The organism is Endothiovibrio diazotrophicus, from assembly GCF_054657215.1.
In genome coordinates, this window is sequence record NZ_BAAHXB010000012.1 from 23,846 (window position 1) to 50,429 (window position 26,584).

The window sequence follows — 26,584 nt, forward strand, 5'->3', positions numbered from 1 at the left end:
TTAACCGTTGAGTAGCTGATCGAGTTCGCTGAGCAGCGACTCGGCCTGTTCTTCGACCCGGGGCAGGGCCTCCACCTCCTCCTGCGCCTGCGCGTCGCCAGCCGTCGCCGGCGCTTCGGTGGTGGCGACCTGGGTCTCCAGGAACGCCACCAGCGCCTCGACGGTGGGATAGCTGAACATCATCCCGATCGGCAGGGAGGCGCCGAGCGCCCGGCTGATCTTGTTGCGCAACTGCACCAGCAGCAGCGAGTCGAGACCCAGCTCGGTCATCGGCTGGCCGGTCGGGATCGAGCCGGGGTCGCCGATCGCCAGGGTGTCGGCGAGGCTCTCGGTGACCAGGCGCTGGAGGGCGTCGCGCTGGTCCCCCCGGGCGAGCGCGGAGAAGTCCATCGCCGGCACGACGATGGCGCTGTGCTTGGCCGGCTTGGGCCGGGCCTCGCCCACCATGCGCGGGTCGAGCACGCCGACGTTGGCCGGCACGGCGTCGGCGTAGACCGCCCAGTCGCACTCCAGCAGCGCCGCCTGGGCCTCCCCGCCGGCGAGCACGTCGGCCAGCCCGCGCAGCGCCGAGGCCGCCGCGATCGGCGCGATCCCCTGCGCCGCCAGCTGGCGCGCGGCGACGGTGTGGGAGGCCATGCCGTCGCCCGCCCACGGGCCCCAGTTGATGGCGCTGGCGGCGAGGCCCTGCGCCTTGCGCCGATGGGCCAGGCCGTCGAGATAGGCGTTGGCCGCGGCATAGGCGATCTGGCCGCCGTTGCCGAGGACCGAGGCCGCCGAGGAGAACAGCACGAAGTAGTCCAGCGGGTGTTCCGCGGGGATCGCCGCGTCGAGGTGCTTGGCGCCGAGGGCCTTGCCGGCGAGCACCCGGTGGACGTCCTCCGCGGTCGACTCGGTGAGGGGCCGGTCGTAGAGCACACCCGCGCAGTGGAAGACCCCCGCCGGCGGAAATGCCTCGAGCTCGGGCCGGCGCATGATCGCCTCGACCTGCGCGGGGTCCGCCAGGTCGCACTCGGCATAGGTGACGGTGATGCCGCCGGCGGCCAGCTTGTCCAGCGCCTCGCGCCGCTCGGCGGGGGGCTGGGAGCGGGCGAGCAGCACCAGGTGGCGGGCGCCGCAACGCAGCAGCCAGTCGCCGACGATCTGCCCGAGGGCGCCGTGGGCGCCGGTGATCAGGTAGCTGCGATCCGGGCGCAACAGCGGATCGGGGGCGCCGTCGGTGAGCGTCGCGGGGGTGAGCTTCTGCTGCCACTGCCGCTCGCCGCGCAGGGCGAGGATCGGCGACTCGGCGGCCGCCGCGGGCGCGGCGCCGACCAGGCGGGCGAGATCGGCGGCGGAGACCCCGGCTGCGACGTCGACCCGGCGCAGGTTCAGCTCGGGGTGTTCGTGGCGGGCGCTGAGGCAGAGCCCGTGCAGGCTCGCCTGCGCCGGATCCGGCACCTCCTCGGGCGACAGCGCGGCGCCCTGGAACGAGACCAGCCAGAAGCCGCGCGGGAGGGTGTTGCCGCGGGCGGCGAAGAACTGCAGCGAGGCGAGGTTGCGGTAGAGCGCGGAGAACTCCTCGTCGGCCGGCTCTAGCCCGCGCTTCTCACCAGCTTCCGTAGCGAGGGCGCCGAGACCCCGCTGTGACGGGGCGCGCGGACTGGAGGGCGACGAAGGCATAGCTGCCCCTATGTTGAGGAGCCCGGAGGGAGCACGCCCCGTCACAGCGGGAGGATCGGCGTCCGCAGTAGGAAGCTGGTGAGAAGCGTGGGCTAGCGCCTGGAGGCTGATCACGCCATCCACCTCGTCGGTGTGGGTCGCAGGGTCGTCGGCCAAGCTGACGGTGTGCCCCGCCGCGGTCAGCTCCGCGCCGAGTTCCTGTGCCAGCGGGACGTTGCCGAGGATCAGCCAGCGCGCGGGGCTCTGCGCGCCGTTCGCGGCGGGCAGCGCCTGCCAGTGGGAGGCGTATCGCGTGGTGCTCTTGACCGGCGCCTGGGGCAGGGTCGCCAGCGGCTGCATCGGCCGCCCCTGCAGACCGTCGATGGCGACCAGCACGCGCCCCTCGCCGTCGAGGATCCAGCCGTCGCAGACCACCAGCTCGTCGTTGGACTCGGGCCGCACGGTGATCGTCGCGTAGCGCGCCGCGGCCGGCGAGGCGCCGGTCCAGTGGAGGCGGTTGATGCCGAAGGGCAGCCAAGTGCTCCCCTGGGGGATGCGCGCGGTGGCCAGCAGCAGGCCGAAGCAGGTGTCGAGCAGTCCCGGGTGGGGGACGGTGTCGGCCGCTAATCCACCCAGGCGGCCGGGCAGCTTGAGTTCGGCGACGGCCTGGTCGCCGCCCAGGTGCAGGGCGGACATCCAACGGTAGCTCGGCCCGAGGGTGAAGTTGCGCTCCTTGAGCTGGGCCATCACGGTGGTCGGCAGCCGCGTCTCGGGGCAGCTGCGCAGCAGCTCCGCCGGGTCGCGCCGTGCGTGTTGCGGCTGCGCGGCGCGGATCCGCCCCGAGACGTGGCGCAGTGCGGTGTCGCCCCGCCGCTCGACCAGGCTCTGGATCTCCACCGCCTCGCCGTCCTCGGCGATGACGGTCTGCACGTCGCGCTCCTCCTCCTCCTGCACGATCAGCGGGCGCTCGAACATCACGTCGTGCAGCTCGAAGGCGTTGCTGTGGGGGTGTCGGGTCTGCGACGCCTCCAGCATCATGTTGACCAGACAGGCGGCGGAGACCACCACCACGTCGTGGACCAGGTGGTCCCGCAGCACCGGCAGGCGCAGCGGGTCGAAGCGGTTCTCGAAGACCACCGCGGCGAGGCCGGGCAGGGGCAGCCGCTCGCCGAGCAGGTTGCGGCTGCTCTCGCCGCCCGGATGGCGGGCGGCCGTCTCCGGCGGTTCGAGCCAGTAGCGGGTGGCGGCGAAGGGGTAGGTGGGCAGCGGCACCCGGCGGCGCGGGTAGCCGGCATCGAAGCGCGCCGGGTCGAGGCGGCCGCGGCGGGCGAGTTCGGCGGCGGCGCCCAGCAGCGCATCCCAGGCCGGCTGGCGGGGGTGCAGCGAGTGCAGCCAACCTTCCGCCTCGGGCAGGCACTGGGCGCCGAGACCGCGCAGGATCGGCTTGGGGCCGACCTCGAGCATCACCGCTACCCCCGCGCTCTCCAGGGTGGTCATCGACTGGCGGAACTGCACCGTGCGCAGCATGTGTTGCGCCCAGTAGTCGGCGGAGGTGATCTCCTCCGACGCCACGCTGCCGGTGAGGTTGGCGATCAGCGGGATCTGCGGCGGGTGGAAGCGGACCTCGGCGGCGGCCTGTTCGAAGCGCTCGGCGGCGGCGCGCATCAGCGGGCTGTGGAAGGCGTGGGAGGTGGGCAGCTTCTGGTACTGGATGTCGCGGCGCTCCAGCTCCGCGGCGAGCTCGTTGAGCGCCGTCGCGGCGCCGGCGATGACCACGCTCTGCGGGGCGTTGTCGGCGGCCAGCGCCAGGTCCTGGCCGCGGCCGCCGATGAGCGAGCGGGCGGTCTTGGCGTCGCAGGTCAGCGCCCACATCTCGCCGCCCGCCGGCTCCGCCTGCATCAGCTCCGCGCGGGTGCTCACCAGCTTGACCGCATCCTCCAGCGAGAAGACGCCGGCGATGCAGGCGGCGACGTATTCGCCGAGGCTGTGGCCGAGCAGGTAGTCGGGCTCGACGCCCCAGGATTGCCACAGGCGCGCCAGGGCGTAGTCGACCGAGAAGATGGCGGGCTGGGCGTGGCGGGTGAGGGTGAGCCGCGATTCGTCGACCTCCGGCGAGGTGACCAGCTCGATCAGGTCGATCCCCATCGCGGCGGCGAACAGCTCGGCGCAGCGGTCGAGCTCGCGCCGGAACTCCGCCTGCGTGGCGTAGAGTTCGCCGGCCATGCCGACGTACTGGGAGCCCTGGCCGGTGAACAGGAAGGCGACGCCGGCCTCGGCCTCGCCGGCGCTGGCGTTGGCGGCGTCGGGGGCGGCCAGCCAGCGCTCGAGCTGGGTGACCAGCGCCGCGTGGCTGCCGCCGTGGACGGCCAGTCGGTGGGCGAACCGCTTGCGCCCCAGGTTGGCGGTGAAGCAGACGTCGCCGAGGGGCTGCTCCGGGTGGGCGGCGAGGTGGTCGCGGTAGCGGGTCGCCAGCGTGCGCAGCGCCTCGGGGGTGCGCGCCGAGAGCAGCAGCAGGTGCGCCGGGCGGTCGCCGGTGAGGTCGCGCGCGGCGAGGGCGGGGGCCTGCTCGAGCACGACGTGGGCGTTGGTGCCGCCGATGCCCAGGGAGTTGACCGACGCCCGGCGCGGGCCGGCCAGCGGCCAGTCGATGGTCTCGGTGTTGATGAAGAACGGGGAGTCCTCGATCGCCAGCGCCGGGTTGGGCGACTCGAAGTGGACCAGCGGCGGGATCCGGCCGTGTTCGACGGCCAGCGCGGTCTTGATGAAGCCGGCCGCCCCGGAGGTGATCTGCAGGTGGCCGACGTTGGCCTTGACCGAGCCGAGGGCGCAGAAGCCGCTCTTGTCGGTGCCGCTGCGGAACACCTGGCGCAGGCCGTCGAACTCGATCGGGTCGCCCACCACCGTGCCGGTGCCGTGGGCCTCGACCAGGCCGATGGTCTCGGCCGGCACCTCGGCGATGGCGAGGGCCTCGCCGACGGCGATCGCCTGGCCCTCGCTGCTCGGCGCCATGTAGCCGACCTTGGCGCCGGCGTCGTTGTTGATCGCGGTGCCCTTGACCACCGCGTGGATGTGGTCGCCGTCGGCGATGGCGTCGTCGAGGCGCTTGAGCAGCACCGCGCCCACCCCGCTGCCGAAGATGGTGCCGCCGGCCTTGGCGTCGAAGGAGCGGACGTGGCCGTCGGGGGAGACGATCATGCCGGTCTGGTAGAGGTGGCCGGCCTGTTCGGGGGACTGGATCGAGGAGCTGCCGGCGAGGAACAGGTCCGCCTCGCCGGCGAGCAGCGCCTGGCAGGCCATGTGGATGCACACCAGCCCGGTGGAGCAGGCGGTCTGCACGTTGACGCTCGGCCCCCCCAGGTTGAGCTTGTAGGAGACGCGGGTGGTGAGGTAGTCCTTGTCGTTGCCGACCATGGCCATGAAGCCGCCCATCGAGTCGAGGGTGGCGATGGCGAGGTCGTCGTTGGGGTCGAGGGTGTGCCGGTTGGGCAGGACATTGTTGAACAGATAGGTGTTCATCGCCGCCCCGGCGTAGACCCCGACGGTGCCGGGATAGGTGGTCGGGTCGTAGCCGGCGTCCTCGAACGCCTCCCAGGCGCACTCCAGGAACTGGCGCTGCTGGGGGTCCATCAGCTCCGCGTCGTGGCGCGAGTAGCCGAAGAACTCGGCGTCGAAGCGCCGCGCGTCCTTCAGCATCGGGCTCGCCTTGACGTACTCGGGGCGGTCGTAGACGCCGCGGCTGAAGCCGCTGCGTTCGAGCGCCCGGTCGTCGAAGCGGGTGATCGACTCGACCCCCGCGACCAGGTTGTTCCAGAACTCCTCGAGGTTGTCGGCCCCCGGGAAGCGGCCGGCCATGCCGATCACCGCGATGTCCCGGCTCGCCGCCGCCGACGAAAGGCGGCGGCGAATGCCGGCGCGCCGCTGCGCCCGCTCGGTGGCCGGCGCCTCGCCGCTCCCCTCGATGGCGGCGACCAGCGCCGCGATGGTGGTGTACTTGAACAGGTCGACCAGGGCGAGCGACGCCCCGGCCGCCTCGTTGATGCGGTCGAGGGCCTGCATCAGGGCCAGCGAGTCGCCGCCGAGCTCGAAGAAGTTGTCCTCGGGGGTGATCCGGGTGGCGGGCAGGAGGTCGTACCAGATCCGGGTGATCTCCCCTTCGAGCCCGCCGCCGCTGTTGGCGGCGTGCTCCTCCGCCGAGGTCAGCGACTGCAGCGCGACGGCGTCGGCGAACTCCCCCGCCTGGAAGCGCTGGATCAGCCGCTTGTGCTGGATCTTGCCGATCTCGGTCTTCGGCACCTGCTCCTTGTCGAGGGCGATCAGGAAATCGGCGCGCACCCCGAGGTGCTTCGACATGCGTGCCTGGATGCGCCGCGGCAGGGTCGCCGCGTCGTCGGCGGAGAGGCCGTCGGCGGGGTGGTAGAACACCGCCAGCTTGAGCTCTTCGCTGCCCGGCGGGAACACCGTGCAGGCGGCGGTGTAGGAGGGCTCGACCCCGGCCACCTCCTCGACCGCGCTCTCCACCTCGGCGTTGGAGAGGTTGGCGCCGTTGACGATGATGCCGAGGCCCGCCCGCCCGACCAGGTAGAGTTCGCCGTCGACGATGAACGCCGCGTCGCCGGTGTCGAACCAGCCCTCCGCGGTGAAGGCGCGGTTGGCCTCCGGATTGCGGTAGTAGCCCTTCATCAGGGCGTCGCCCTTGAGCTGGAAACGCCCGATCTCGCCCTCGTCGCAGATGCGTTCCTCCTCGCCGACGATGCGCATCGCCATGCCGGGGGCGATCGGCCCGAGGCTGGCGAAGGAGATGCCGTAGGGGTCGTCGGCGGCGGTGCGCCGGATCGTCCCGTCGAGGTGACGCCGGTCGAGGTGGGCGAAGCGCAGGCCGTCGCCCGCCGCCGGCAGGTGGTAGTTGACCCCCGAGCACACCTCCGCCATGCCGAAGGCCGAGATCAGCGCCTCGGGGCGCAGGCCGTAGGGTGCGGTGGCGGCGAGGAACTCGGTGGCGGTGGTGTGGGCGATCAGCTCGCCGGCGCTGAGCAGGCCGCGCAGGCAGGAGAGGTCCCACGCGCCGCTCGCCCCCTTGAGCGCCTTGCTCACCAGGCCGAAGGCGAAGTTGGGCGCCCAGGTGTGGGTCACCCGGTGGCGGTCGATCCAGTCGAGCCAGCGCAGCGGCTTGGCGAGCACGAACTCCTTCGGCAGGTAGACCAGCTTGCTGCCGGTGAGGATCGGGCTGACGTGGTAGGCCGAGATGTTGCCGATGTGGTCGAAGGGCAGCCAGCTGAGGATCACGTCCTCGCGCCGGTTGCCGCACAGCTGGTTGGCGCCGCGGCCGCGGGAGATCATGTTGCGGTGGGTCAGGGTGACCGCCTTGGGCAGGCCGGTGCTCCCCGAGGAGAGGGTGTAGAAGGCGACGTCCTCGGGGCTTGCCCGGTGGGTGACGCCGTCGTCCGCGCTGCGGCCCAGCTCGTCGAGGTCGAAGAAGCCGGCGTCGTGCAGCAGGGTGAGGCCCGGTGAGCGGCGGACCGCCGCGGCGTGCTCCTCGTTGGTCAGGATCAGCGGGCATTCGAGCAGGTCGTACAGGTGCTGCAACTGCTCGACCTGCCGGCCGGGCAGGTCGTAGGCGACCGGCACCGGCACGATGACCGGCTCCAGGCCGGCGAACAGGCAGCCCCAGAAGGCGGGCAGGATCTGCTCGTTGTGGGAGAGCTGGAGCAGCACCTTGGTGCCGGGGGCGACGCCTTGTGCGCGCCAGCCGGAGGCGGTGCGGCGCGCCTGCGCCACCAGCTCGCCGTAGCACGAGGCGCGCTCGCGGCCCTGGTGGTCGGCGAAGATCAGCGGGGTGTCCGGGTCGGCCGCCAGCAGCGCCTCGGGCAGGGTGCCCGGCAGCTGATCCCACTCCGCGGGTCTGGGGTTGGTCCTGAGGGCTGCGACAGTGCTCATCCGAGGGTCCTTCTGCTGCTGTTCAGTAGTTGGTCGATGCGATCCGCGAGTGCCCGCACCCGCCCCGGCGCCACCATGTCGAGGTGGTTGCCGGGGGTGTCCGTGACCGTGACCGGGGTGGTCGAAAGCTGGCCCCATCCCCAGGTCGGGTCCGCGGCGAAGGAGGCGGGGATGCCGCGCAGGAACTCCTCCAGGGGCTGCTCCGCGCGGATCAGGGCGATGGAGGTCACCGCGTCGGTCCGCGGTGCGTAGGAGATCTGCGCCTGGCGCCGGAAGACCTGCACGATGCCCTCCACCAGCCGCTCGTCACCGTCGCCGGGGAGCAGTCCCAGGCCGACCATCTCGCGGTGCAGCCAGGCGATCAGCGCCGGCCACTCCAGCCCCTCCAGCGCCTCGCTGCTGACCGCGGCGTCGCTGCCGGTGGAGCGGAAGATGTTGTCGGCCACCGAGGCGACCCACTGGGCGTCGCTCCACCCCTTGAGGGCGTCGTTGCTGCGCTCGGCGGGGGCCGCCGCGTCCAGCGCCACCAGGGAGGGCGCGGACAGTCCCCGCGCGGCCAGCTGGCGGGCCATCTCGAGGCCCACCCAGCCGCCGAGGGAGTGGCCGATGAGGGTCACCTCCTGCCCCTCCCCGATCTCCAGCTCGGCGAGGTTGTCGGCGGCGATCTCCTCGATGGTGTCGCGCGGCGGGTGCTCGGCGTTCAGGCCGCGCGCCTGCAGTCCCTCGCAGCGATAGCCCTTCTCGCCGAGCGCCCGGGCGAGGGCGGTGAGGTACATGACGCCGCCGCCGGTGCCGGGCAGGAGGACGATGCGCCGCTCGCCGTCGCTGGCGTTCATGCGCACGCGGATCGAGGTGCTGAGGTCGGCGCGGCCGTCGATCGCCGCCGCCAGCTCGCGGATCGTCGGGTGCTGGACGATCGCCGCCATGCCCAGCGGCCGCTGCAGGTGGCTGCGCAGCGCCTCGACGATGCGCACCGCCAGCAGCGAATCCCCGCCGAGGGTGAAGTAGTCGTCGTCGAGCCCGATCCGCGGGTGGCCGAGCAGCGCCTGCCACACCCCGGTGATCACCGACTGGGTCGGGGTCAGTCCGGCCAGCGTCGGCAGCGCGAGGTCGGGCGTGGACACGGCGCTGGCGGCGGGGGGCGCGAAGTGCCGCGCCCGCTCCGCCAGCGGCAGGGTGGAGACCACCACCTGGCGCATCGGCATGGCGTGGAGGATGCGGTCGAGCGCCTCGACCCCCTCGTCGGGGCCGATCCACTCCGCGGGCTGATCGTCGCGGAAGCGCCAGGCGTCCCAGTCGATCGCCACCCAGGGGAGGCCGCCGGCGGCGCTCAGTTCGTAGGCGAGGGCATCGAGCGCGGCGTTCGCGGCGCCGTATTCGGTGTAGCCGAGACCGCCGAGCTGGCTGGCCAGGGAGGAGATCAGCACGCCGAAGCGCGCCTGCCCGGCGAGCCGCCGGGCCAGTTGGCGCGCCCCGTCGAGCTTGGTCGCCACCGCCGGCCACGGCCACTGCTCCGGGCACTCCTCGAGCGAGCCGATCCGGTTGGGGTCGCCCGCGGCGTGGAACACGCCGTCGATGGTCAGCCCCGCGCGTCCGATCTGCTCGAACAGCTCCTCGACCTGGCGGGGGTTGCCGACGTCGGCGGCGAACGCCAGCGCCTTTTCCCCCAGCTCCGCCGGCAGTTCGGCGGGCGGTCGCCGCGAGACCAGCACGACCCGGGCGTCGCAGCGGGCGGTCAGGTAGCGCGCGATGGCCAGCCCCATGCGTCCGCTGCCGCCGGTGATCAGGTAGGTGCCGCCGGGGGTGAGGAGGGCGGGGGGGGCGTCGTCGCCGTGCAGCACCAGCGGGCTGCTCTCCGCCACGAAGCGCTGTCCGTGGCGGTAGGCGACGAAGCGCGGGGCGTCGTCCAGTGCCAGCTCCGCGGCCAGTTCCGCCACCAGCGTTGCGGCCTGTTCGGCACGCAGGGTGTCGCTGTCGATGCAGCGGATATCGAGCGACGGGTGCTCCTGGGCGGCGACCAGGACCACGCCGCGCAGGGCGGCCAGTTGCGGGTCGGGGGTCTCGTCGGGGGCGACGGCGTGGAGCGGCGGGGCGAGCACGCGCAGCCGCAGGGGCTTGCCGGGGTAGGCGGCGGTCCACGCCTTGAGCAGCGAGGTCAGCCGCAGGCAGGCGTGATCGGCCTCGTCGAGCGCCACCAGCAGGCCGCTCCCCGCGGGGTCGTCGGCGAGCCGTTGCAGGTCCGCGCTCCCCGCCAGGGGGAGCTGCCCGGCCAGCGCCCGGACGCGCTCGGGGAGGGGGCCGTCGAGCTGCCACCGGATCTCGCGGACGCGCCTGGGGGCGAGCGGGGCGGGGCGCCACCACGGTAGCGAGAACCACTCCTCCAGCGGCAGCCGCCGGGCGGCGGGGGAGGCGCTGGCGCCGCGCTCGATCCAGTGTCGCTCGGCGCGGAACGGGTAGGGGGGTAGCGCCACGCGGCGGGGCGGGGTGGCGGCGTCGCCCAGCGTGCGCGACAGGTCGACCTCGGCATGGCGGCACCAGAGGGTGGCGGCGGCCCGCAGCAGGGAGTTTTCCTCGGAGGTCCCGGCCACCACCCGGGCGGCGTCGTCGACCACCTCGCGCAGCAGGCCGGAGAGCACCTGTCCGGGCCCCACCTCGAGCAGCAGGCGGTCGGGCTCCGCGGCGAGCAGGCGGGCGCCCGGCAGGAAACGGATCGGCGCGCCGAGCTGGTCGGCCCAGTAGTCGGGGCTGGTCGCCTCGTCGTCGCTCAGCCACTCGCCGGTCAGGCTGGAGACCAGCGGCAGGGTGGGCGGGTGGAGCGGCTGTTCCGCCAGGAAGGCGCGGAACGCCGCGATGCCACCGGCCATCCGGCGGGAGTGGAAGGCGTGGGATACCTTGAGCCGGGTGCAGGGGATCTTCGCCAGGCGCAGTTCGCGTTCGAACCGGTCGACCGCCTCGTCCGCCCCGGCGACCACGGTGGCGAGCGGGCCGTTGACCGCGGCGACGTCGAGTTCCGGCGGGAGCTGCGCGCGCACCGCCTCGACCGCGGCGTTCACCGCGAGCATCGAGCCGCGGGGCTGCTCCCAGCAGATCCGCCCGCGCCGGCAGACGATCTCGGCGGCGGTGGGCAGGTCGAAGACCCCGGCGAGGCACGCCGCGGTGATCTCCCCCAGGCTGTGGCCCATCACCGCCGACGGTCGCAGGCCCCAGGAGAGCCACAGCTGCGCCAGGGCGTATTCGACGGCGAACAGCGCGGGCTGGGTCAGCCAGGTCTGATCGATCGGGGGATCGATCGGCTGGTCGTCGCCGGTCGCCGATGGCGTCGGCGCGTCGTCACAGGTGAGGGCGACCAGATCGATCCCGAGCCGGGCGTCGAGGAGCGCGGCGCAGGCGTCGAGGGCCTCGCGGAACGCCGCGAAGCGCCGGTACAGCCCGCGCGCCATGCCCGCCGACTGGGCGCCCTGTCCGGGGAAGAGGAACGCGGTGGCGCGGGGCTTGGACGGGGTATCCCCGCGCATCACCTCCGCGCCGCCGCGCAGCAGCTGGGCCGCGGCGTGGGCGGGGTCGCCGGCCACCACCGCCGCACGGTGGGCGAACGGCGTACGGCCGGCGGAGAGGGTCCAGGCGAGGTCGCGCAGGTCGGTTGGTTGTTCCTGCCAGATCCCCGCCGCGTTGCGGCACAGGTCGTCGAGGGCCGCGGGCTCCTTGGCCGACAGCGGCAACACCTGCGGATAGCCCCCTTCCCGGACGCTCTCCTGCGGCGCCGTGGCCGCGGCGACGATGACGTGGGCGTTGGTGCCGCCGATGCCGAAGGAGCTGACCCCCGCCAGCCGGACGTCGCGGTCTTCGGGCCACGCCTCGGCGACGGTGGGCACCCGGAACGGGGCGTCGTCGAAGCCCAGCTTCGGGTGGGGCCGCCGGAAGTCCCGCGAGGGGGGGATCACGCCGTGCTGCACGGCGAGCAGCGCCTTGAGCAGCCCCGCCATGCCGGCGGCGCTGTTGAGGTGGCCGATCTGGGACTTGACCGAGCCGAGGGCGCAACGGCGCTCGCTGCCGCGCCACAGCGCCTTCAGCGCGCTGAACTCGATCATGTCGCCGAGCGCCGTGGCGGTGCCGTGGGCCTCGATCAGGCCGATCTCGTCGGGAGTGACCCCGGCGTCGGCCAGGGCGGCGCGGATCACCGCGCCCTGGCCGTCGACGCCCGGCGCGGTGAAGCCGACCTTGGCGGCACCGTCGTTGCCGACGGCGCTGCCCTTGATCACCGCGAGCAGCCGGTCGCCGTCGGCCCGCGCCCGCTCCAGCGGCTTGAGCACCAGGGCGACGACGCCGCTGCCCCACACCGTCCCCGCGGCGTCGGCGTCGAAGGCGCGGCAGTGGCCGTCCGCGGAGACGATCATCCCCTCCTGGTGGAGGTGGCCGTTGGCCTGGGGCACGCGCAGCGCCACCGCCCCGGCCAGTGCCATCTCGCACTCGGCGGCGCGCAACGCACGGCAGGCGACGTGGAGGGCGACCAGCCCCGACGAGCAGGCGGTCTGGATGTCGAGGCTCGGGCCGGTGAGGTTGAGCAGATAGGAGACGCGGGTGGTCAGGAAGTCCTTCTCCGAGGCCACCATGGCGTCGTAGGCCTCCTGCTCGTGGCCGTTCTGGAGGTAGGGCAGGAGGTGCTCGATCAGGTAGTCGTTCTGGCCGCAGCCGCCGAACACGCCGATGTTCTGCGGCCGGTCGAAGCGCGCGTAGCCGGCGTTCTCCAGCGCGTGCACCGCGGTCTGCAGGAAGAGGCGCTGCTGCGGGTCGATGAGCCGCGCCTGGGCCGGGCTGTAGCCGAAGTAGCGGGCGTCGAACTGCTCGATGCCGTCGATCGCGCCCTGGGCGGGGACGAAGTTGGGCGCGCCGATCAGTGCCTCGTCCAGCCCCGCGGCGCGCAGCTCCTCGGCGCTGAAGCGGCGGATCCCGTCGGCGCCGCTCTCCAGCAGCTCCCGGAACGCCTCGACGTCGGCGGCGCCGGGCAGCACCGCGGCCATGCCGATGACCGCGATCTCCCGGTTTCCGCTGACCTGAGTGGGGCGGTCGCGCGCCGCCGGCGCGGCCTGCGGTCCGCTCTCCAGGTGTTCCGCCAGGGTGCGGATGGTGGGGTGGCGGAACAGCTCGACCAGCTCGATGGGGCGCCCCAGCGCCTGCTCCAGCGCGCCCTGCACCTGGGCGAGCATCAGCGAGTGGGCCCCCAGGTCGAAGACGTTGGTGTCGATGTCGGGGGAGGCCACGCCGAGGGCCGCGGACCAAATCTCCGCGATCCGCCGCTGGATCCCGTCGGCGGCCAGGGTCGGCGTGGCGGGGGTGGGTGCGCGGGTGGCCGAGGCGGCCAGCGCCTTGCGGTCGACCTTGCCGTTGGGGGTCAGCGGCAGGGCGGGGAGCGCCTCGACGCTGCCCGGCACCATGTAGTGGGGCAGGCGCTGGCGCAGCCGCGCCTTGAAGTCGACGTCGCCCCGCGGCGACTCGACGAAGGCGACCAGCTGGCGGGTCGCCGCGTCGTCGCCGACCGCCAGCGCCACCGCCGCGCTCACCTCGGGGTGCTCCAACAGGGCGGACTCGATCTCGCCGAGCTCGATGCGGAAGCCGCGCAGCTTGACCTGATTGTCGATGCGGCCGAGGAAGTCGAGGTTGCCGTCGGTACGCACCCGCACCAGGTCGCCGGTGCCGTACATCCGCGCCCCGGGGGTGTCGGCGAAGGGGTCGGGGCGGTAGCGCTCGGCGGTCTGTCCCGGACGCCGCCAGTAGCCGCGCGCCAGCCCCAGGCCGCCGATCCACAGCTCGCCGACGCAGCCGGGGCCGGCCAGCTCGCCGCGCTCGTCGAGCACATAGAGGTAGTTGTTGTCGATGCCCGGGCCGACCGGTTCGTTGCCGGAGGCGCTGGTCAGCAGCGGCAGCGCGATCCGCCGCGCGGCGGACCAGACCGTGGTCTCGGTGGGGCCGTAGAGGTTCCACAGCTCGGCGCCGGTGGCGCAGATCTGCTCGGCCAGCCCCTTGGGCAGCGCCTCGCCGCCGCACAGCGCCTTCAGTCCGTCGGCGTTGCGCCAGCGGGCGTCGAGGAGCAGGCGCCAGGTGCTCGGGGTGGCCTGCAGGCAGGTCACCCCGTGCTGGTCGAGCATCGCCAGCAGCGCGCGGCCGTCGACCGCGGTCATCCGGTCGGCGAGGACCAGCCGGGCGCCGACCATCAGCGGCAGGAACAGCTCGAGGCCGGCGATATCGAAGGAGACCGTGGTCACCGCCAGCAGCACGTCGTCGCTGCCCAGGCCCGGCTCGCGCGCCATGGAGCGGAGGAAGTTGGCCAGCGCGCGGTGCTCGATCTGCACCCCCTTGGGCCGGCCGGTGGAGCCCGAGGTGAAGATCAGGTAGGCGAGCTCCCCCGGCGTGGGGCCGGGGAGGGGGGCGTCGCCGGCGGCGGCGCCGATCTCCTCGACGCACAGGCAGTCGATGCCCTGCAGCGCTTCGAGATCGCGGTAGCCGCGCTCGGTCAGCACCAGGGCCGGCTCGGCATCCTCCAACACCCAGCGCAGGCGCTCTTCCGGGTAGCCCGGATCGACCGGCACGTAGGCCGCCCCGCTGTACTGCACCGCCAGCAGGCTCGCCACCAGGTCGGCGTGCCGCTCTTGCAACACCACCACCCGGTCGCCGGCCCGCACCCCGGCGTTGATCAGGCGGCCGGCGATCGAACGGGCCCGCGCGCGCAGCGCGCCGTAACTGAGGGTCTCACCACCGGCGGTGAGCGCCACCCGCTCCGGCTGCTCCAGGGCGTGGCGGTCGAACGCCTCGAGCCAGCAGCGCTCGGGCAGCTCGCGCCGGCACTGCCGCTGGCGCTCGAGCCAGGCGCGGGAGGCCGCGGGGGTCAGTGCACCGACCTGCGCCAGGGGCTGCCGCGGATCGCGCACCAGGTTGCGCAGGAGTTCGAGATAGGAGGCGGCCCACTGCTCCACCGTCTCCCGGGTGAGCACGTCGCTGCTCCAGCTCCAGCGCGCATGGGCGCCGCCTTCGTCACTCTCGATGGCCACCGACAGGTCGAACTTGGCGTGCTGGGCGCGGGGGGGGACCGGGTGGAGTTCGCACGCCCCGAGGGTCAGCTCGGCCGCCGGCTGGTTCTGCAGATCGAAGACCACCTGGAAGATCGGCGCATGGTTGAGGGCGCGCGGCGGATTGACCGCCTCCACGATGCGCTCGAAGGGGATGTCGCGGCGTGCGTGCGCGGCCAGGTAGTGGTCCTTGACCGCGGCGATGAGGCCGGCGACGTCGTCGGCGCCGGCGGGCGCCAGGCGCAGCGGCAGCATGTTGATGAAGAGCCCGATCAGCGGCTCCAGCTCGGGCAGGCTGCGGTTCGACAGGGTGGTGCCGATCACCAGCTCGTCGGCCTGGGCCGACCCGCAGATCCGCTGCAGGAAGAGCGCGAAGCCGGCCAGGCTCACCATGTAGGCGGTGCTCTCGGTGGTGCGCGCCAGGCGCTCGATCGCCGCCATCAGCTCCGCCTCGATCGGCGCCTGCAGCTCCGCGCCGCGGTAGCTGGCCTGTGCCGGGCGGGGCCCGTCGAGGGGCAGCGGGGTCTGGTCCGGCGCCCCCTTCAGGTAGTCGCGCCACCAGGCGAGGTGCGCCTCGCGGCTCCCGCGGCCCGCCTGGCTCCACGCCACGTAGTCGGCGTACTGGATCTCCAGGGGCGGCAGCGGCCGTTCCGGCCGCTGGTAGATCCGGCTCAGTTCGCCGATCAGGTTCCCGATCGACCAGCCGTCGGCGATGATGTGGTGCAGGGTGACCAGCAGCAGGTGGCTGCCGTCGCTCAGCGGCAGGAGCCGCGCCTGGACGGCGTGCTCCTCGGGCAGCAGGAACAGGACCCGGGCCGCCGCGTCGCTCGCCTCGGCGATCTGCTGTTCGATGGGTTGGGCGGGGTCGCCGGGGGGCAGCGTCCGGAGCCGCAGCTGCGGTTGCGGGTCGATGACGGCGCGGGCGCGGGCGTGGGAGCGGGCGCCATCGGCGACGAAGCGGGTGCGCAGGGTCTCGTGACGTTCGGCAATGGTGATCAGGGCGCGCTCCAGCCGGTCGACGTCGAGATCCCCCACGATGCGCACGCCGAGGGGCATGTTGTAGGTCGGGGTCGGCCCCTCCAGCTGATAGAGGAACCACAGTCGCTGCTGGGCGTCGGAGACGCGGTCCCGCTGCTCCGGATCAGCGGGGCCGATGTGCGACTGCTGCCGCTCGCTGGAGGCCTTCGCCTCGCGCAGGAACTCGATCAACCGCTCCTTGTTGGCGCGCAGCTCCGCCGCCAATTCGGCGCTCAGCGCCCCCTTGGGCGCGCGCACCGCCAACTGGTCGCCCTCGAGCCGCACCGCGACGCCGCACTCGCGCAACCGCTGGACCAGGGCATGCAGATCGGTCACAGCAGAAATTCCTCTTCGTCCTCGGCCAGCTCCTCGACCTCCCGGGTCGCCCACAGCTGGTTGTCGATGTACTGCGCGATCCCGCGGACCGTGCCGTGGTCGAAGACGGCGGCGATGGGTACCTCGATGTCGAAATGGGTCGAGAGCCGGCTCGCCAGGCGGCCGGCGAGCAGGGAGTGGCCGCCGAGCTCGAAGAAGTCGTCGTTGCGTCCGACCGCGGAGGTCTCCAGCACCTTGGCGAAGTAGCCGGCGACCGTCTCCTCACTGGTGCCGGCCGGCGCCTCGTAGACCGCCTCGGGCGTCGCTTCGGGGGCGGCCATGGCGAGGTCGGGGCGGTGCGGGCGGAGCCGCTCCAGGTCGGCGTCCAGCGTGCCCAGCGCGGCGTTCGCCCAGTCGTCGACGCTGCTCGCGGCGTGGTTCGGCAGGCCTTCGAGCAGGGCGCCCAGCGCGGTCATGAAGGTGTCGGCGGCGCCGGGTTCGAACCAGTGGTTCGACGCCAGCAGGGTGAGCTGGATCCGCGCCCCCGGCTGCACCGTCAGGGTGGCGGGGACGTTGGTCTGTTCGAGGGCCTGGACGTTGCGGAATGCGAGGGGCAGCGGCTGCTCGCCCAGCGACTCGTCCACCGGGTAGTTTTCGAACACGCAGAGGCAGTCGAAGGGCACCTGCCGCGCGCCGAAGCCGGCCAGCCCGCTCACCTCGACCAGCGGCAGGAACTCGAAGGGCATCCGCTCGCGCTGTCCATGCTGCAGCGACTGCAACAGCTCCGCGACGGCGGTCGGCGCGGACCAGCGCAGGCGGATCGGCACCGAGTTGATGAACAGCCCGACCATCCGCTCGACACCGGCCAGTTCGGCGGGGCGGCCGGAGACCGTGGTGCCGAAGACGATGTCGTTGCGCCGCGTCCAGCGGCCGATCAGCGTGCCGATGGCGAGTTCGACGAGATTGCTCAGGGTTGCCTGCTGGTCGCGGGCGAAGCCGCTCAGCGCCTCGCCGAGGGCGGCGGGGAGGCTCCGCTCCACGCGCTCGAACGCTTCCGGCGCGGCGCCGTCCTGGTGCCGGCCGATCAGCGAGGGGCGCTCCAGCCCCGCCAAGTAGCCGCCCCAGAAGGCGCGGGCCTCGCCCTCGTCGCGTGCGGCGAGCCACTCCACGTAGCGCTCGTAGGAGGGCGGCGGCGGGGCGGGGGGGAGCGTCTCCCCGCCCAGGCCGCGGTACTGCTCGAGGACGTCGCCGAGGATGATCGGCAGGCACCAGCCGTCGCTGATCACGTGGTGTTGGGACCACAGCAGGCGCCACGCGTCGTCGCCCAGACGCGTCAGCGTGCAGCGCATGAGCGGCGCCGTCTGCGGGTCGAAGCCGCGCTGCCGGTCCGCGGCCAGCAGGGCCTGCCAGGCGTCCTCCTGGTCCGCTTGCGGCCGGCCGCGCCACTCCTCCTCCCGCCACGGCAGATCGACGCCGTCGACCACCAGTTGCAGCGGGTCGTCCTCCTCGCGGGGGAGCACGCAGATGCGCAGGGCGTCGTGCCGCTCCAGCGTGCGCTGCCACGCCGCGCGGAACCGCGCAGGGTCGAGCGCGCCGTGGATGTCGCAGACGAACTGGACGATGTAGGCGCCGCCGTCGCGGCGGATCTCGCTGTGGAACAGCATCCCCTGCTGCATCGGGGTGAGCGGGAAGGCCTTGGCGACCCGGTTCCCGGCCAGCTGGAACAGCGCCTCGGTGTCGGCCCAGGCGAGCCGCGCCAGCGGGAAGTCGGCGGGCACGTAGAGGCTGCGGGCCGCGTCCGCCTGCGCCGCGTCCACCAGCCGTTCGAGGTCCCGCTGCATGCCCTCGGCCAGCCGGGTGACGGTCTCCTCGCGGTGGAGCGCGGGGCAGTAGGTCCAGAACAGCTGGAGCCGGCCGTCGCTGAAGTAGCCGTTGATGTCGATCAGGTGCGGGCGCGGGCCGCGCACCCCGTGTTCGGTGCCCACCGGCTCCGGCGCCTCCCCCAGCAGGTATGCGGAGCCGCCCTCCTGGTTGAACTGCCCCAGGTAGTTGAAGCTCACCGGCTGGTGTTCCGCGGCGGCCAGTTGCTCCCGCACCGCGGGGTCGGGATCGCGGTAGCGCAGCAGGCCGAACTCGATGCCGTCCAGCGGGATCCGTTGTCTCGCCTGGCGGACGCGGCGCAGGCGTTCGATCGGCCCGTGGGCGGGGTCGGCCTCCAGCCGCAGCGGGAACGCCGCGGTGAACCAGCCCACCGTGTGGGAGATGTCCAGCCCCTCGGTCAACGGCTGGCGGCCGTGGCTCTCCAGGGTGACCCCGAGGAGCGGGTCGCCGCTCCACTCGGCGAAGCTGTGCTGCAGGGCGGTGAGCAGCAGGTCCTGGATGCCGGCGCGCAGCGCCTTGGGCGCCGCGCCGGCGAGCGCCCGGCCGAGCGCCTCCGGCAGGGTGAACTCGAGCGTGGCCTGGGCGCCGTGGAGGTTGTGCTGCGCCGGCTCCGCAGCGTGGTCGAGGGGGATCGCGGTGGGGGCCGCCGCCGCCAGCCAGTACTCCCGGTGGCTCTCCGGGATCCGGTAAGCGTCCAGGGCCTGCGCCCACGCGCCGAAGCCGTGGCTGGCGGAGGCCGCCAGCTGGCCGCCGGCGCCGAGGGCGGCCTCCAGGTCCTCGGCCAGGATGCGCCAGGATACGCCGTCCACCGCGATGTGGTGGATCACCACCAGCAGCCGGTCGTCGCCGTCGAGGCCGGTGAAGCGGGCGGCGCGCCAGATCGGGCCGGCGCGCAGGCTCAGGCTCGCCTGCAGCCGCTCCGCCTCGGCGGTGAGTGCAGCGGGCCCGTCGACCGTGATGGACTCCAATTGCGGGGGCGGTGCGTCGCGGTAGTCGAGCCGCCAGCCGTCGCCGGCGTTGCCGCCGAGCCGCACCCCCAGCATGGGGTGTCGGCGTTGCAGCGCCGCGAGGGCGTCGGTGAGCAGGGCGTCGTCCAGCCGGTGCGAGATGCGCAGCATCAGCGACTGGTTGAAGTGGTCGGGGGCGTCGCCGTAGCGTGCGAGGAACCACTGCTGGATCGGCGTCGGCGCGAACTGCTGCGGTTCGTCCTGGTGCCGTTCCGCGCCGCCGTCGGTGAGGGTGACCACCGCGCAGAGCTCGGCGATGGTCTGGTGTTCGAACAGCTGTTTCGCGGTGAGCGCGAAGCCGCCGCGGCGCGCCCGGCTGACCACCTGGATGGTCAGGATGGAGTCGCCGCCGAGGGCGAAGAAGTTGTCGTGGCGTCCCACCGCCGGCCGGCCCAGCACGCGGCACCAGATCTCGCTCATGCGCCGCTCCGCGTCGGACTCCGGCAGCGAGAAGTGGTTGGCGCGGGGGGCGATGGCGGGCAGCGCGCGGTGGTCGAGCTTGCCGTTGGCGGTGCGCGGCAGCCGCTCGAGGATCAGGATCGCCTGGGGCAGCATGTAGTCGGGCAGCCGCTCGGCCAGCTCGCGGCGCAACTGCTCCTCGGAGAGGGCGTCGGGACGGTCGTAGACCACGTAGGCGGCGAGCGCCTTGCTGTCGCCCACGGCGACCGCGCGCACCGCCACCTCGGCGACCGGGCCGATGCCGGCGATGGCGCTCTCCACCTCGCCGGGCTCGATGCGATGGCCGCGGATCTTGACCTGCTCGTCCTCGCGGCCCTGCAGCTCGACGGTCCCGTCGCGGTTGAGCCGGGCGCGGTCGCCGGTGCGGTAGAGGCGCGCCCCGGGGTGGTCGCCGAAGGGGTCGGGGACGAAGCTCGCGGCGGTGGCCGCGGGGCGTCCCAGGTAGCCGAGGGAGACCTGGGGGCCGCCCACGCACAGCTCGCCGGTGACCCCGACCGGCAGCGGCGAGAGGTGCTCGTCGAGGACGTAGAGCCGGCTGCGGCCGAGCGCCTTGCCGATCGGCTGGCGCAGCCGCGGGGTGGTGGTGTCGACCCGGTGGGCGGCGCACATCACCGTGGTCTCGGTCGGGCCGTATTCGTTGTACAGCGATGCTTGGGGGGCGGTGGCCGCGTGGCGGACGGGGAGGTCGGCCGGCATCGCCTCGCCGCCGACCAGCACGCAGCGCACCGCCGCCAATTGATCGGGGCGCGCCAGCGCCAGCACCGGCTGGTAGAGCAGGGGCAGCAGCACCAGGTGGGAGACCCGCGACCGCTCGATACGCTCGAGCAGCCGCTCGGGGTCGAGGGCGGTGGCGCGCGGTTCGAGGTGCAGGCAGCCGCCGGCGTTGAGCGACCAGAGGATGCTGCCGGTGGCGACGTCGAAGTTGAACGGCTGCAGCAGCAGGAGGCCGGTCATGGCCTCCGGATAGTGGTGCAGGCGTGCCTCGACGCTGGCGGCGAGGTTGCCGTAGCTGATGGCCACCGCCTTCGGTTCGCCGGTCGAGCCCGAGGTGAAGATGACGCAGGCGGGGGAGGCCGCCGCCGGTGCGGGCCGCGGCGGCGTCTCCGGCGTATCCGACGGGTCGAAGGCAGCGGGTTGCAGGCGCTGCACCGCGGTTTCGAGATCGCCGACGGCATCGAACACCACCGCGCAGCGCGCGGCGCCCAGCATGGCCTCCACCCGGCGCGGCGGGGTGCCCGGCACGATGGGCAGGTAGGCGAATCCGGCCTTGAGCACGGCGAGCATCGTCGCCACCATCACCGGTTCGGGTTCGCAGTGGATGCCGATCACCGAGCCGGATTCGAGGTGCAGTGGGGCCAGTTGCCGGGCGATCTGCTCGGACCAGTGATCGAGCTGCCGGTGGCTCACCCGGAGGTCGCCGTGGGCCAGCGCCGGCTGCTCCGGTGTGGAGGTCCGGTGGGCGCGCCACCCGCCGAGCGGGTCGTGGTTGGCAGGGGTGGCGTCGAGCGGCGGGTTGGGGAGCGCCAGCACGCTGTGCAGGCGGGCGGGGTCGAGCAGCGCCAGGGTGGCGACCGGGGCGTCGGGGGCGTCCGCCATGCCGCGCCACAGCAGTTTCAGCTCGGCCATCATGGCGGCGATGGTCGCCTCGTCGAACAGCTCGGTGCTGTACTCGACGACGCAGTCGAGCCGATCGTCGTTCTCTTCCACCGACAGGGTGACGTCGAACTTGCTCACCGCCGCGTCGTTGGGCAGCAGTTCGAGTTCGAGCCCACCGAACGCCAGCTCCGCCTTGGGGGCGTTCTGCAGCACGAACACCACCTGAAAGAGCGGCGAGTGGCTCAGGCTGCGCTCGGGCTGCACCAGTTCCACGATGCGGTCGAAGGGCACGCCCTGGTGGGCCATCACCTGCAGGGATCGCTCGCGCACCCGTTGCAGCAGCTCGGCGCTCGACGGGTTGCCCGCCAGGTCGATGCGCAGCGGCAGGGTGTTGACGAAGAAGCCGATCAGCCGCTCCAGCTCCGGTCGGCTGCGGTCGCTCATCGGCACGCCGATCACCAGGTCGTCGATCCCGGCCCGGCGCGCCAGCAGGATCGACCAGCCGGTGAGCAGGGACATGAACAGGGTGACCCCCTGGCGCACCGACAGCCGCTTCAGCCGCTCGCTCAGCTCGGCATCGACGCTCGCGTGGTAGAGGGCACCGGCGGCGCTCAACTGGGCCGGGCGGGGGCGGTCGCCGGGGAGTTCGAGACTCCGCGGCGCGTCGCGCAGGCACTCCTGCCAAAAGTCCTCGCTGGCGGCAAAGGCCGCCGAGCGGGCCTGCTCGTCGCGCCAGTGGGTGTAGTCCGCGTACTGGATCGCCAGCAGTTCGGTTTGGGGGGCGCTTCCCTCGCGCAACCGCGGGTAGAAGGCGGCCAGCTCCTGTTGGAACACGGCGATCGACCACTCGTCGGCGATAATGTGGTGGAGGGTGAGGGCGAGGACGTACTGCCGGTCGTCGAGCTGCACGACCTGGCAGCGCAGCAGCGGATCGGTGGCGAGGTCGAACGGGGCGACCAGCGCCGCCTGGACCAGCCGCTGTTCCGTCACCTGGTCCGTGGCGGTGGCGACCGACCAGCCGAAGGTGGGCTCGTCATGAACCAGGGCGAGCGGTTCGCCGTCGACCACGGGATAGTTGGTGCGCAGGGCGTCGTGCCGGCGGACGATCAGGCGGATGCTCTGTTCGAGGGCGCTCAGGTCCAGCGGGCCGTGGACGCGCACCACGCTGCCGACGTGGTAGGTCGGGTTGGGGCCGTGCAGTTGGTCGATGAACCACAGTTGGCGCTGCTGGTGGGTCAGCGGGCCGCGGCGGCGCCGTTCCGGTGGCAGCGCGACGAGGTCGGTGCCTGCGGCGGTGGTCTCCTCGGCGCCCTCCAACTGGCGCGCGAACTCGGCGATGGTCGGTGCATCGAACAGCCGTTGCAGCGGGATGGCGTGGCCGACCCGCTCGCGCAGCCGGGCGATGACCTGCACCGCCAGCAGCGAGTGTCCGCCGAGGTGGAAGAAGTTGTCGTTGCTGCCGATCGGGCTGCGGCCGAGGATCTCGCTCCAGATCTCGGCGATGGCGATCTCCAGCGGCGTCGCCGGGGCGACGAACGCCTCGTGTTTGAGGACCGCGTCGGGGGTGGGCAGGGCGGCGCGGTCGATCTTGCCGTTGGGGGTCAGCGGCAGCCGCTCCATGACCACCAGGGTGGCGGGCACCATGTAGGCCGGGAGCTTCTCCCTGAGCTGCGCCATGAGGGCTTGCGTCAGGCCCTTTTCGGCACTGGCCACCGCCGGTTGATTGGTCGGTTCGGCCGCCTCCTCGCCGGGTTCGAGCCACAGCCAGCGGTCGGCCGTGGCGTTGCTCGACGGCTGCACCAGCGCCTGCAGACGGGTCGCATCGGCGGTGTCCCAGGCGATGCGGAGGTCGACGCCGGCATTCCTCGCCCACGCCTCGTACTGCTGCAGCGAATCCGTGGCGCGATCGTCCAGCCGATCCTCGTCCCGCACGATCTCGTGCAGGGGGAGTTCCGGGTCGGCGCCTTCGAGCCGGCGCAGCGTTGCGTGGGTGGCGTGCAGGCGGGTGTTGGGCAGGCCGCCGATGCGGAAGCCTTGCGGGTATTGGCGCAGGGCGGTGTCGAGGCTGCCGCTGGGGTCCGCGGGATCCGCCTCGACGCGGGGCAGCTCGCCGCGCCGGTCGGGCGCGCTGTCCAGTTGCAGCACCAGGTCGTAGCGGAAATCACCGAGTTCCGGGTCGAGGCCGGCGGGCTTGAGTTGCACGCCCGCCGCGGTCGGACGCTTCCCGGCGATGCGCCAGTCGTGGAAGGCGGTCGGCGCAAACAGCAGTTCGCGCTCCTCCCGGACCGCGCTGCGCACCCGATCGAGCAGTTCCCGTGCCGGCATCGAGGGCTCGGCGCCGTGCAGTTGGATGCGGGTGTGCAGCAGATCGAGCAGCCCGAGGTGGCGCAGGTCGCCGAGGAAGATCGTCGCCGCCGGGGAGAGGGCGGGTTCCAGGCGGTCGAGGAGCTCGGCGAGGTAGCTCAGCGAGGGGAAGTATTGGGCGACCGAGTTGATCACCACGGTATCGACGGTGGACAGCCCGTCGAGCGGGATCTCGCTGGCCGCACACCGGCTGAGGGAGAAGTTGCGCTGTCCCTGGCGCGCCAGGCGCCGCTGGGTCTGCTGGAGCGCCTCGGCGGAGAAGTCGATCCCGTGGTAGTGCTCCACCGCCTCGACCAGGCGGCGCGCGATGATCCCGGTGCCGCAGCCGATCTCCAGGACCCGTTTGGGGGAGAGCTGCAGGATCCGGTGGGCGGTCTCGTCGGCCCAGCGGGTCATCGGCCCCTTGCCCATGGGCTGGCCGTCGATGCTGCTCAGCCAGCCGCTGAAGTCGTCCTGCTCCTCCCCGTCGCCGGTTTCGCCGTAGGTCTCGTTCCACACCATCCGCCACTGCTCGGTCGCCTTGGCGCTGCGCGCGGGGCCTTCCAGCCACTCCGGGGTGGTTTCGACGTAGGCGACCAGCTGGTCGTCGGCACCCATCCTGCGGGTGACGGCAACGGCGTGTTGCACCGCCGGGTGGGCCTTGAGGACCGACTCGATCTCGCCGAGTTCGATCCGGTAGCCGCGCAGCTTGATCTGGAAGTCCGCCCGGCCGAGGTAGTCGAGACGGCCGCCGTGGCGCTGCACGACGAGATCGCCGGTGCGGTACATGCGGCTGCCGGGGTGCGGGCCGTAGGGGTCCGGCAGGAAGCGTTCGGCGGTGAGCGCCGGTTGGCCGGCGTAGCCCCGGCTGACGCTCAATCCACCGATATACAGCTCGCCGGGGAGACCGACGGCGCAGGGTTGCAGTGCGTCGTCGAGGATGTAGAGGCTGGTGCCGTTGATGGCGCGGCCGAGGTCCGGTGCCGCCGCCGACCCGTCGGCCGCCGGGCGCACCGCTCCGGCGGTGGACCAGATGGTGGTCTCGGTCGGTCCGTAGAGGTTCCAGATCTCCACGCCGGTGGCGGCCAGCGCCGTCGCCAGCTCCGCGTCGAGGGCCTCCCCGCCGCAGAACACCCGCGCCAGCGGCAGTCGCTCGGCACCGGTGGCGAGCAGCATGCGCCAAGTCGCGGGGGTGGCCTGCATGACGTTGGCGCCGCACGCCTCGAGGCGTGCCAGCAGGGCGTAGCCGTCGGCGGCGGTGTCGCGGTCGATCAGTTCGATGCCGGCGCCGGCCAGCAGCGGCAAAAACAGTTCGAGGCCTGCGATGTCGAAGGAGACGGTGGTGACCGCCGCCAGCCGGTCGCCGCTCCCGAGCCCCGGGCGGTCGAGCATCGAGGTGAGGAAGTTGAGCAGCGCGGCGTGGGAGATCTGCACCCCCTTGGGTTTTCCGGTGGAGCCGGAGGTGAAGATCACGTAGGCCAGTTGATCGGGCAGGATGGCGGGGAGTGCGACGGCGTCGTCGACCTCGCCGAGCCCGGCGTCGATCTCCAGCCGCGGCGTGCCGTCCGCGGGCAGGTTCTCCTGGGAGAGGCGGTCGGTGATCAGCAGGGAGAGTTCGCCCTGCTCGACCATGCTGGCGATGCGTTCGAGCGGGAAGGCCGGATCGATGGGGACGTAGGCGCAGCCGCTGCGCAGCACGCCGAGCAGGGCGGGCAGCAGATGGCTTCGGCGCTGGAGGCAGACGCCCACCCGCTGCTCCGGCAGCAGGCCGCGCCCGCGCAGGTGTTTCGCCAAACGATCGGTCTCGCTGAGCAGCTCGCCATAGGTCAGTGAGCGCTCGCCGTCGCTCACCGCCAGCCGGTCGGGGCGGGCGGCCGCCTGTTCGGCGATGCGCTCCAGGAGGCCGCTGCCGTAGCTCGGCCACGCGCTGCTGCGCAGCTCCCTCAGGGTGCGCGCCGTCTCGTCATCCGAAAGCAGCGAGATCCGGTTCAGCGGGGTGTCGGGCCGCTCGGCCATCGCCTGCCAGACGACCAGGAGGTAACCCATCATCCGGGCGACGGTCTCGCCGTCGAACAGGTCGGTGTTGAACTCCAGCTCGCCGAGCAGCACGCCCCCCTGCTCCTCGAGCTTGAGGGTCAGGTCGAACATCGCGCTGGCCGCATCCACCGGGATGCTGCTGATCTCCATGCCGCCGCAGGTCAGGCCGGTGCGCTCGGCGTTCTGGTTCTGCAGGATGAACATGACCTGGAACAGCGGCGAGAAACTGGTCGCCCGTTCGGGGCTGATGATCTCGACCAGGCGCTCGAACGGCATCTCCTGGTGGGCGAAGGCCTGCAGACAGGTCTGTCGCACCTGCTGAATGAAGTCGGTCGCCGAGCGTTGCCCCTCGGGGCGCATGCGCAGCGCCAGCGAGTTGACGAACAGACCGATCAGCGGTTCGAGCTCTTTCCGGTTGCGTCCCGCCACCGGCGAACCGATGGCGAAGTCGTTCTGCCGCGAATAGCGCCCGAGCAGACAGGCGAAGCCCGCCAGCAGCACCATGAACAGGCTCGCCCCGTTGGCCTGGGCGAGCTGCTTGATCCGGGTCAGCAGCGCCGGTTCGACGCGGAAGTGGTAGACGTCACCCCGGTGGGTCTGGACCGCCGGCCGCGCGCGGTCGGTGGGCAGCTCGAGCAGGGGCGGCAGCCCGCGCAGCTGGTTCACCCAGTAGTTGCTGAGCTTCTCCAGCCGCTCCCCGGCGAGGTGGGTGCCCTGCCAGGCCGAATAGTCCGCGTACTGGATGGCCAGCGGGGCCAGCGTCGGCGTCTCGCCCTTGATCAGCGCGTCGTAGATCCGGGTGAATTCCGTCAGGAAGACCCGCCCCATCGACCAGCCGTCCGAGATGATGTGATGCATGGTGATCAGCAACACATGGTGGCGGGGCCCGAGGAGGACCAGCCGGGCGCGGATCAGGGGATCGTTGGCCAGATCGAAAAAGGCCGTCGCCTCCTCGCGCATGAGGTCGGCGAGATCGGCCTCCTGCCGTGACGGGCTCCGTGCCGCGAGGTCGATGAGGGGCAGCTCGAGTTCGAGCCGGGGGGCGATCCGCTGCCAGGGCTCGCCTTCGTCGTCGGCGATGGTCGTGCGCAGCGCGTCGTGGCGGTCGACGATGGTCTGCAGCGCCCGATGCAGCGCCGCCCGATCGAGGGGGCCCGTGAGACGGACCGCGATGGGCATGTTGTAGGTGGCGCCGCCCGCTTCGAGCTGATCCAGAAACCACAGCCGCTGCTGGGCAAACGACAGGCGCACGGGCGCGCTCCGCTCCCGCCGTGCCGGAATGCCTTCAGCAGCGCT

General features: G+C 72.7%; 3 protein-coding genes. All 3 read right to left on the reverse strand.

The genetic code is table 11. The features are described 5' to 3' along the window. Genes ACYQ2W_RS05335 through ACYQ2W_RS05345 form a run of 3 tightly spaced genes read right to left on the reverse strand, consistent with a single transcriptional unit; the run spans position 1 to position 26,539 of the window. Positions 1 to 7,572: an SDR family NAD(P)-dependent oxidoreductase gene (locus ACYQ2W_RS05335; protein ID WP_459863974.1), complete on the reverse strand. Its 7,572-nt coding sequence runs from the start codon at positions 7,570 to 7,572 to the stop codon at positions 1 to 3. After that, positions 7,569 to 15,986: an amino acid adenylation domain-containing protein gene (locus ACYQ2W_RS05340; protein ID WP_459863976.1), complete on the reverse strand. Its 8,418-nt coding sequence runs from the start codon at positions 15,984 to 15,986 to the stop codon at positions 7,569 to 7,571. Before ACYQ2W_RS05340 ends, ACYQ2W_RS05335 begins: the two co-directional genes overlap by 4 nt. Further along, the gene (locus tag ACYQ2W_RS05345) at positions 15,983 to 26,539 is read right to left on the reverse strand and encodes an amino acid adenylation domain-containing protein (protein ID WP_459863978.1); all 10,557 of its coding nucleotides are present in this window, start codon (positions 26,537 to 26,539) and stop codon (positions 15,983 to 15,985) included. Before ACYQ2W_RS05345 ends, ACYQ2W_RS05340 begins: the two co-directional genes overlap by 4 nt. Between the last annotated feature and the right edge of the window lie 45 nt (positions 26,540 to 26,584).

Bases quoted from the DNA above. Each gene is read 5' to 3' on its own strand.
- ACYQ2W_RS05335 (WP_459863974.1), bottom strand. From the start codon at position 7,572: ATGAGCACTGTCGCAGCCCTCAGGACCAACCCCAGACCCGCGGAGTGG.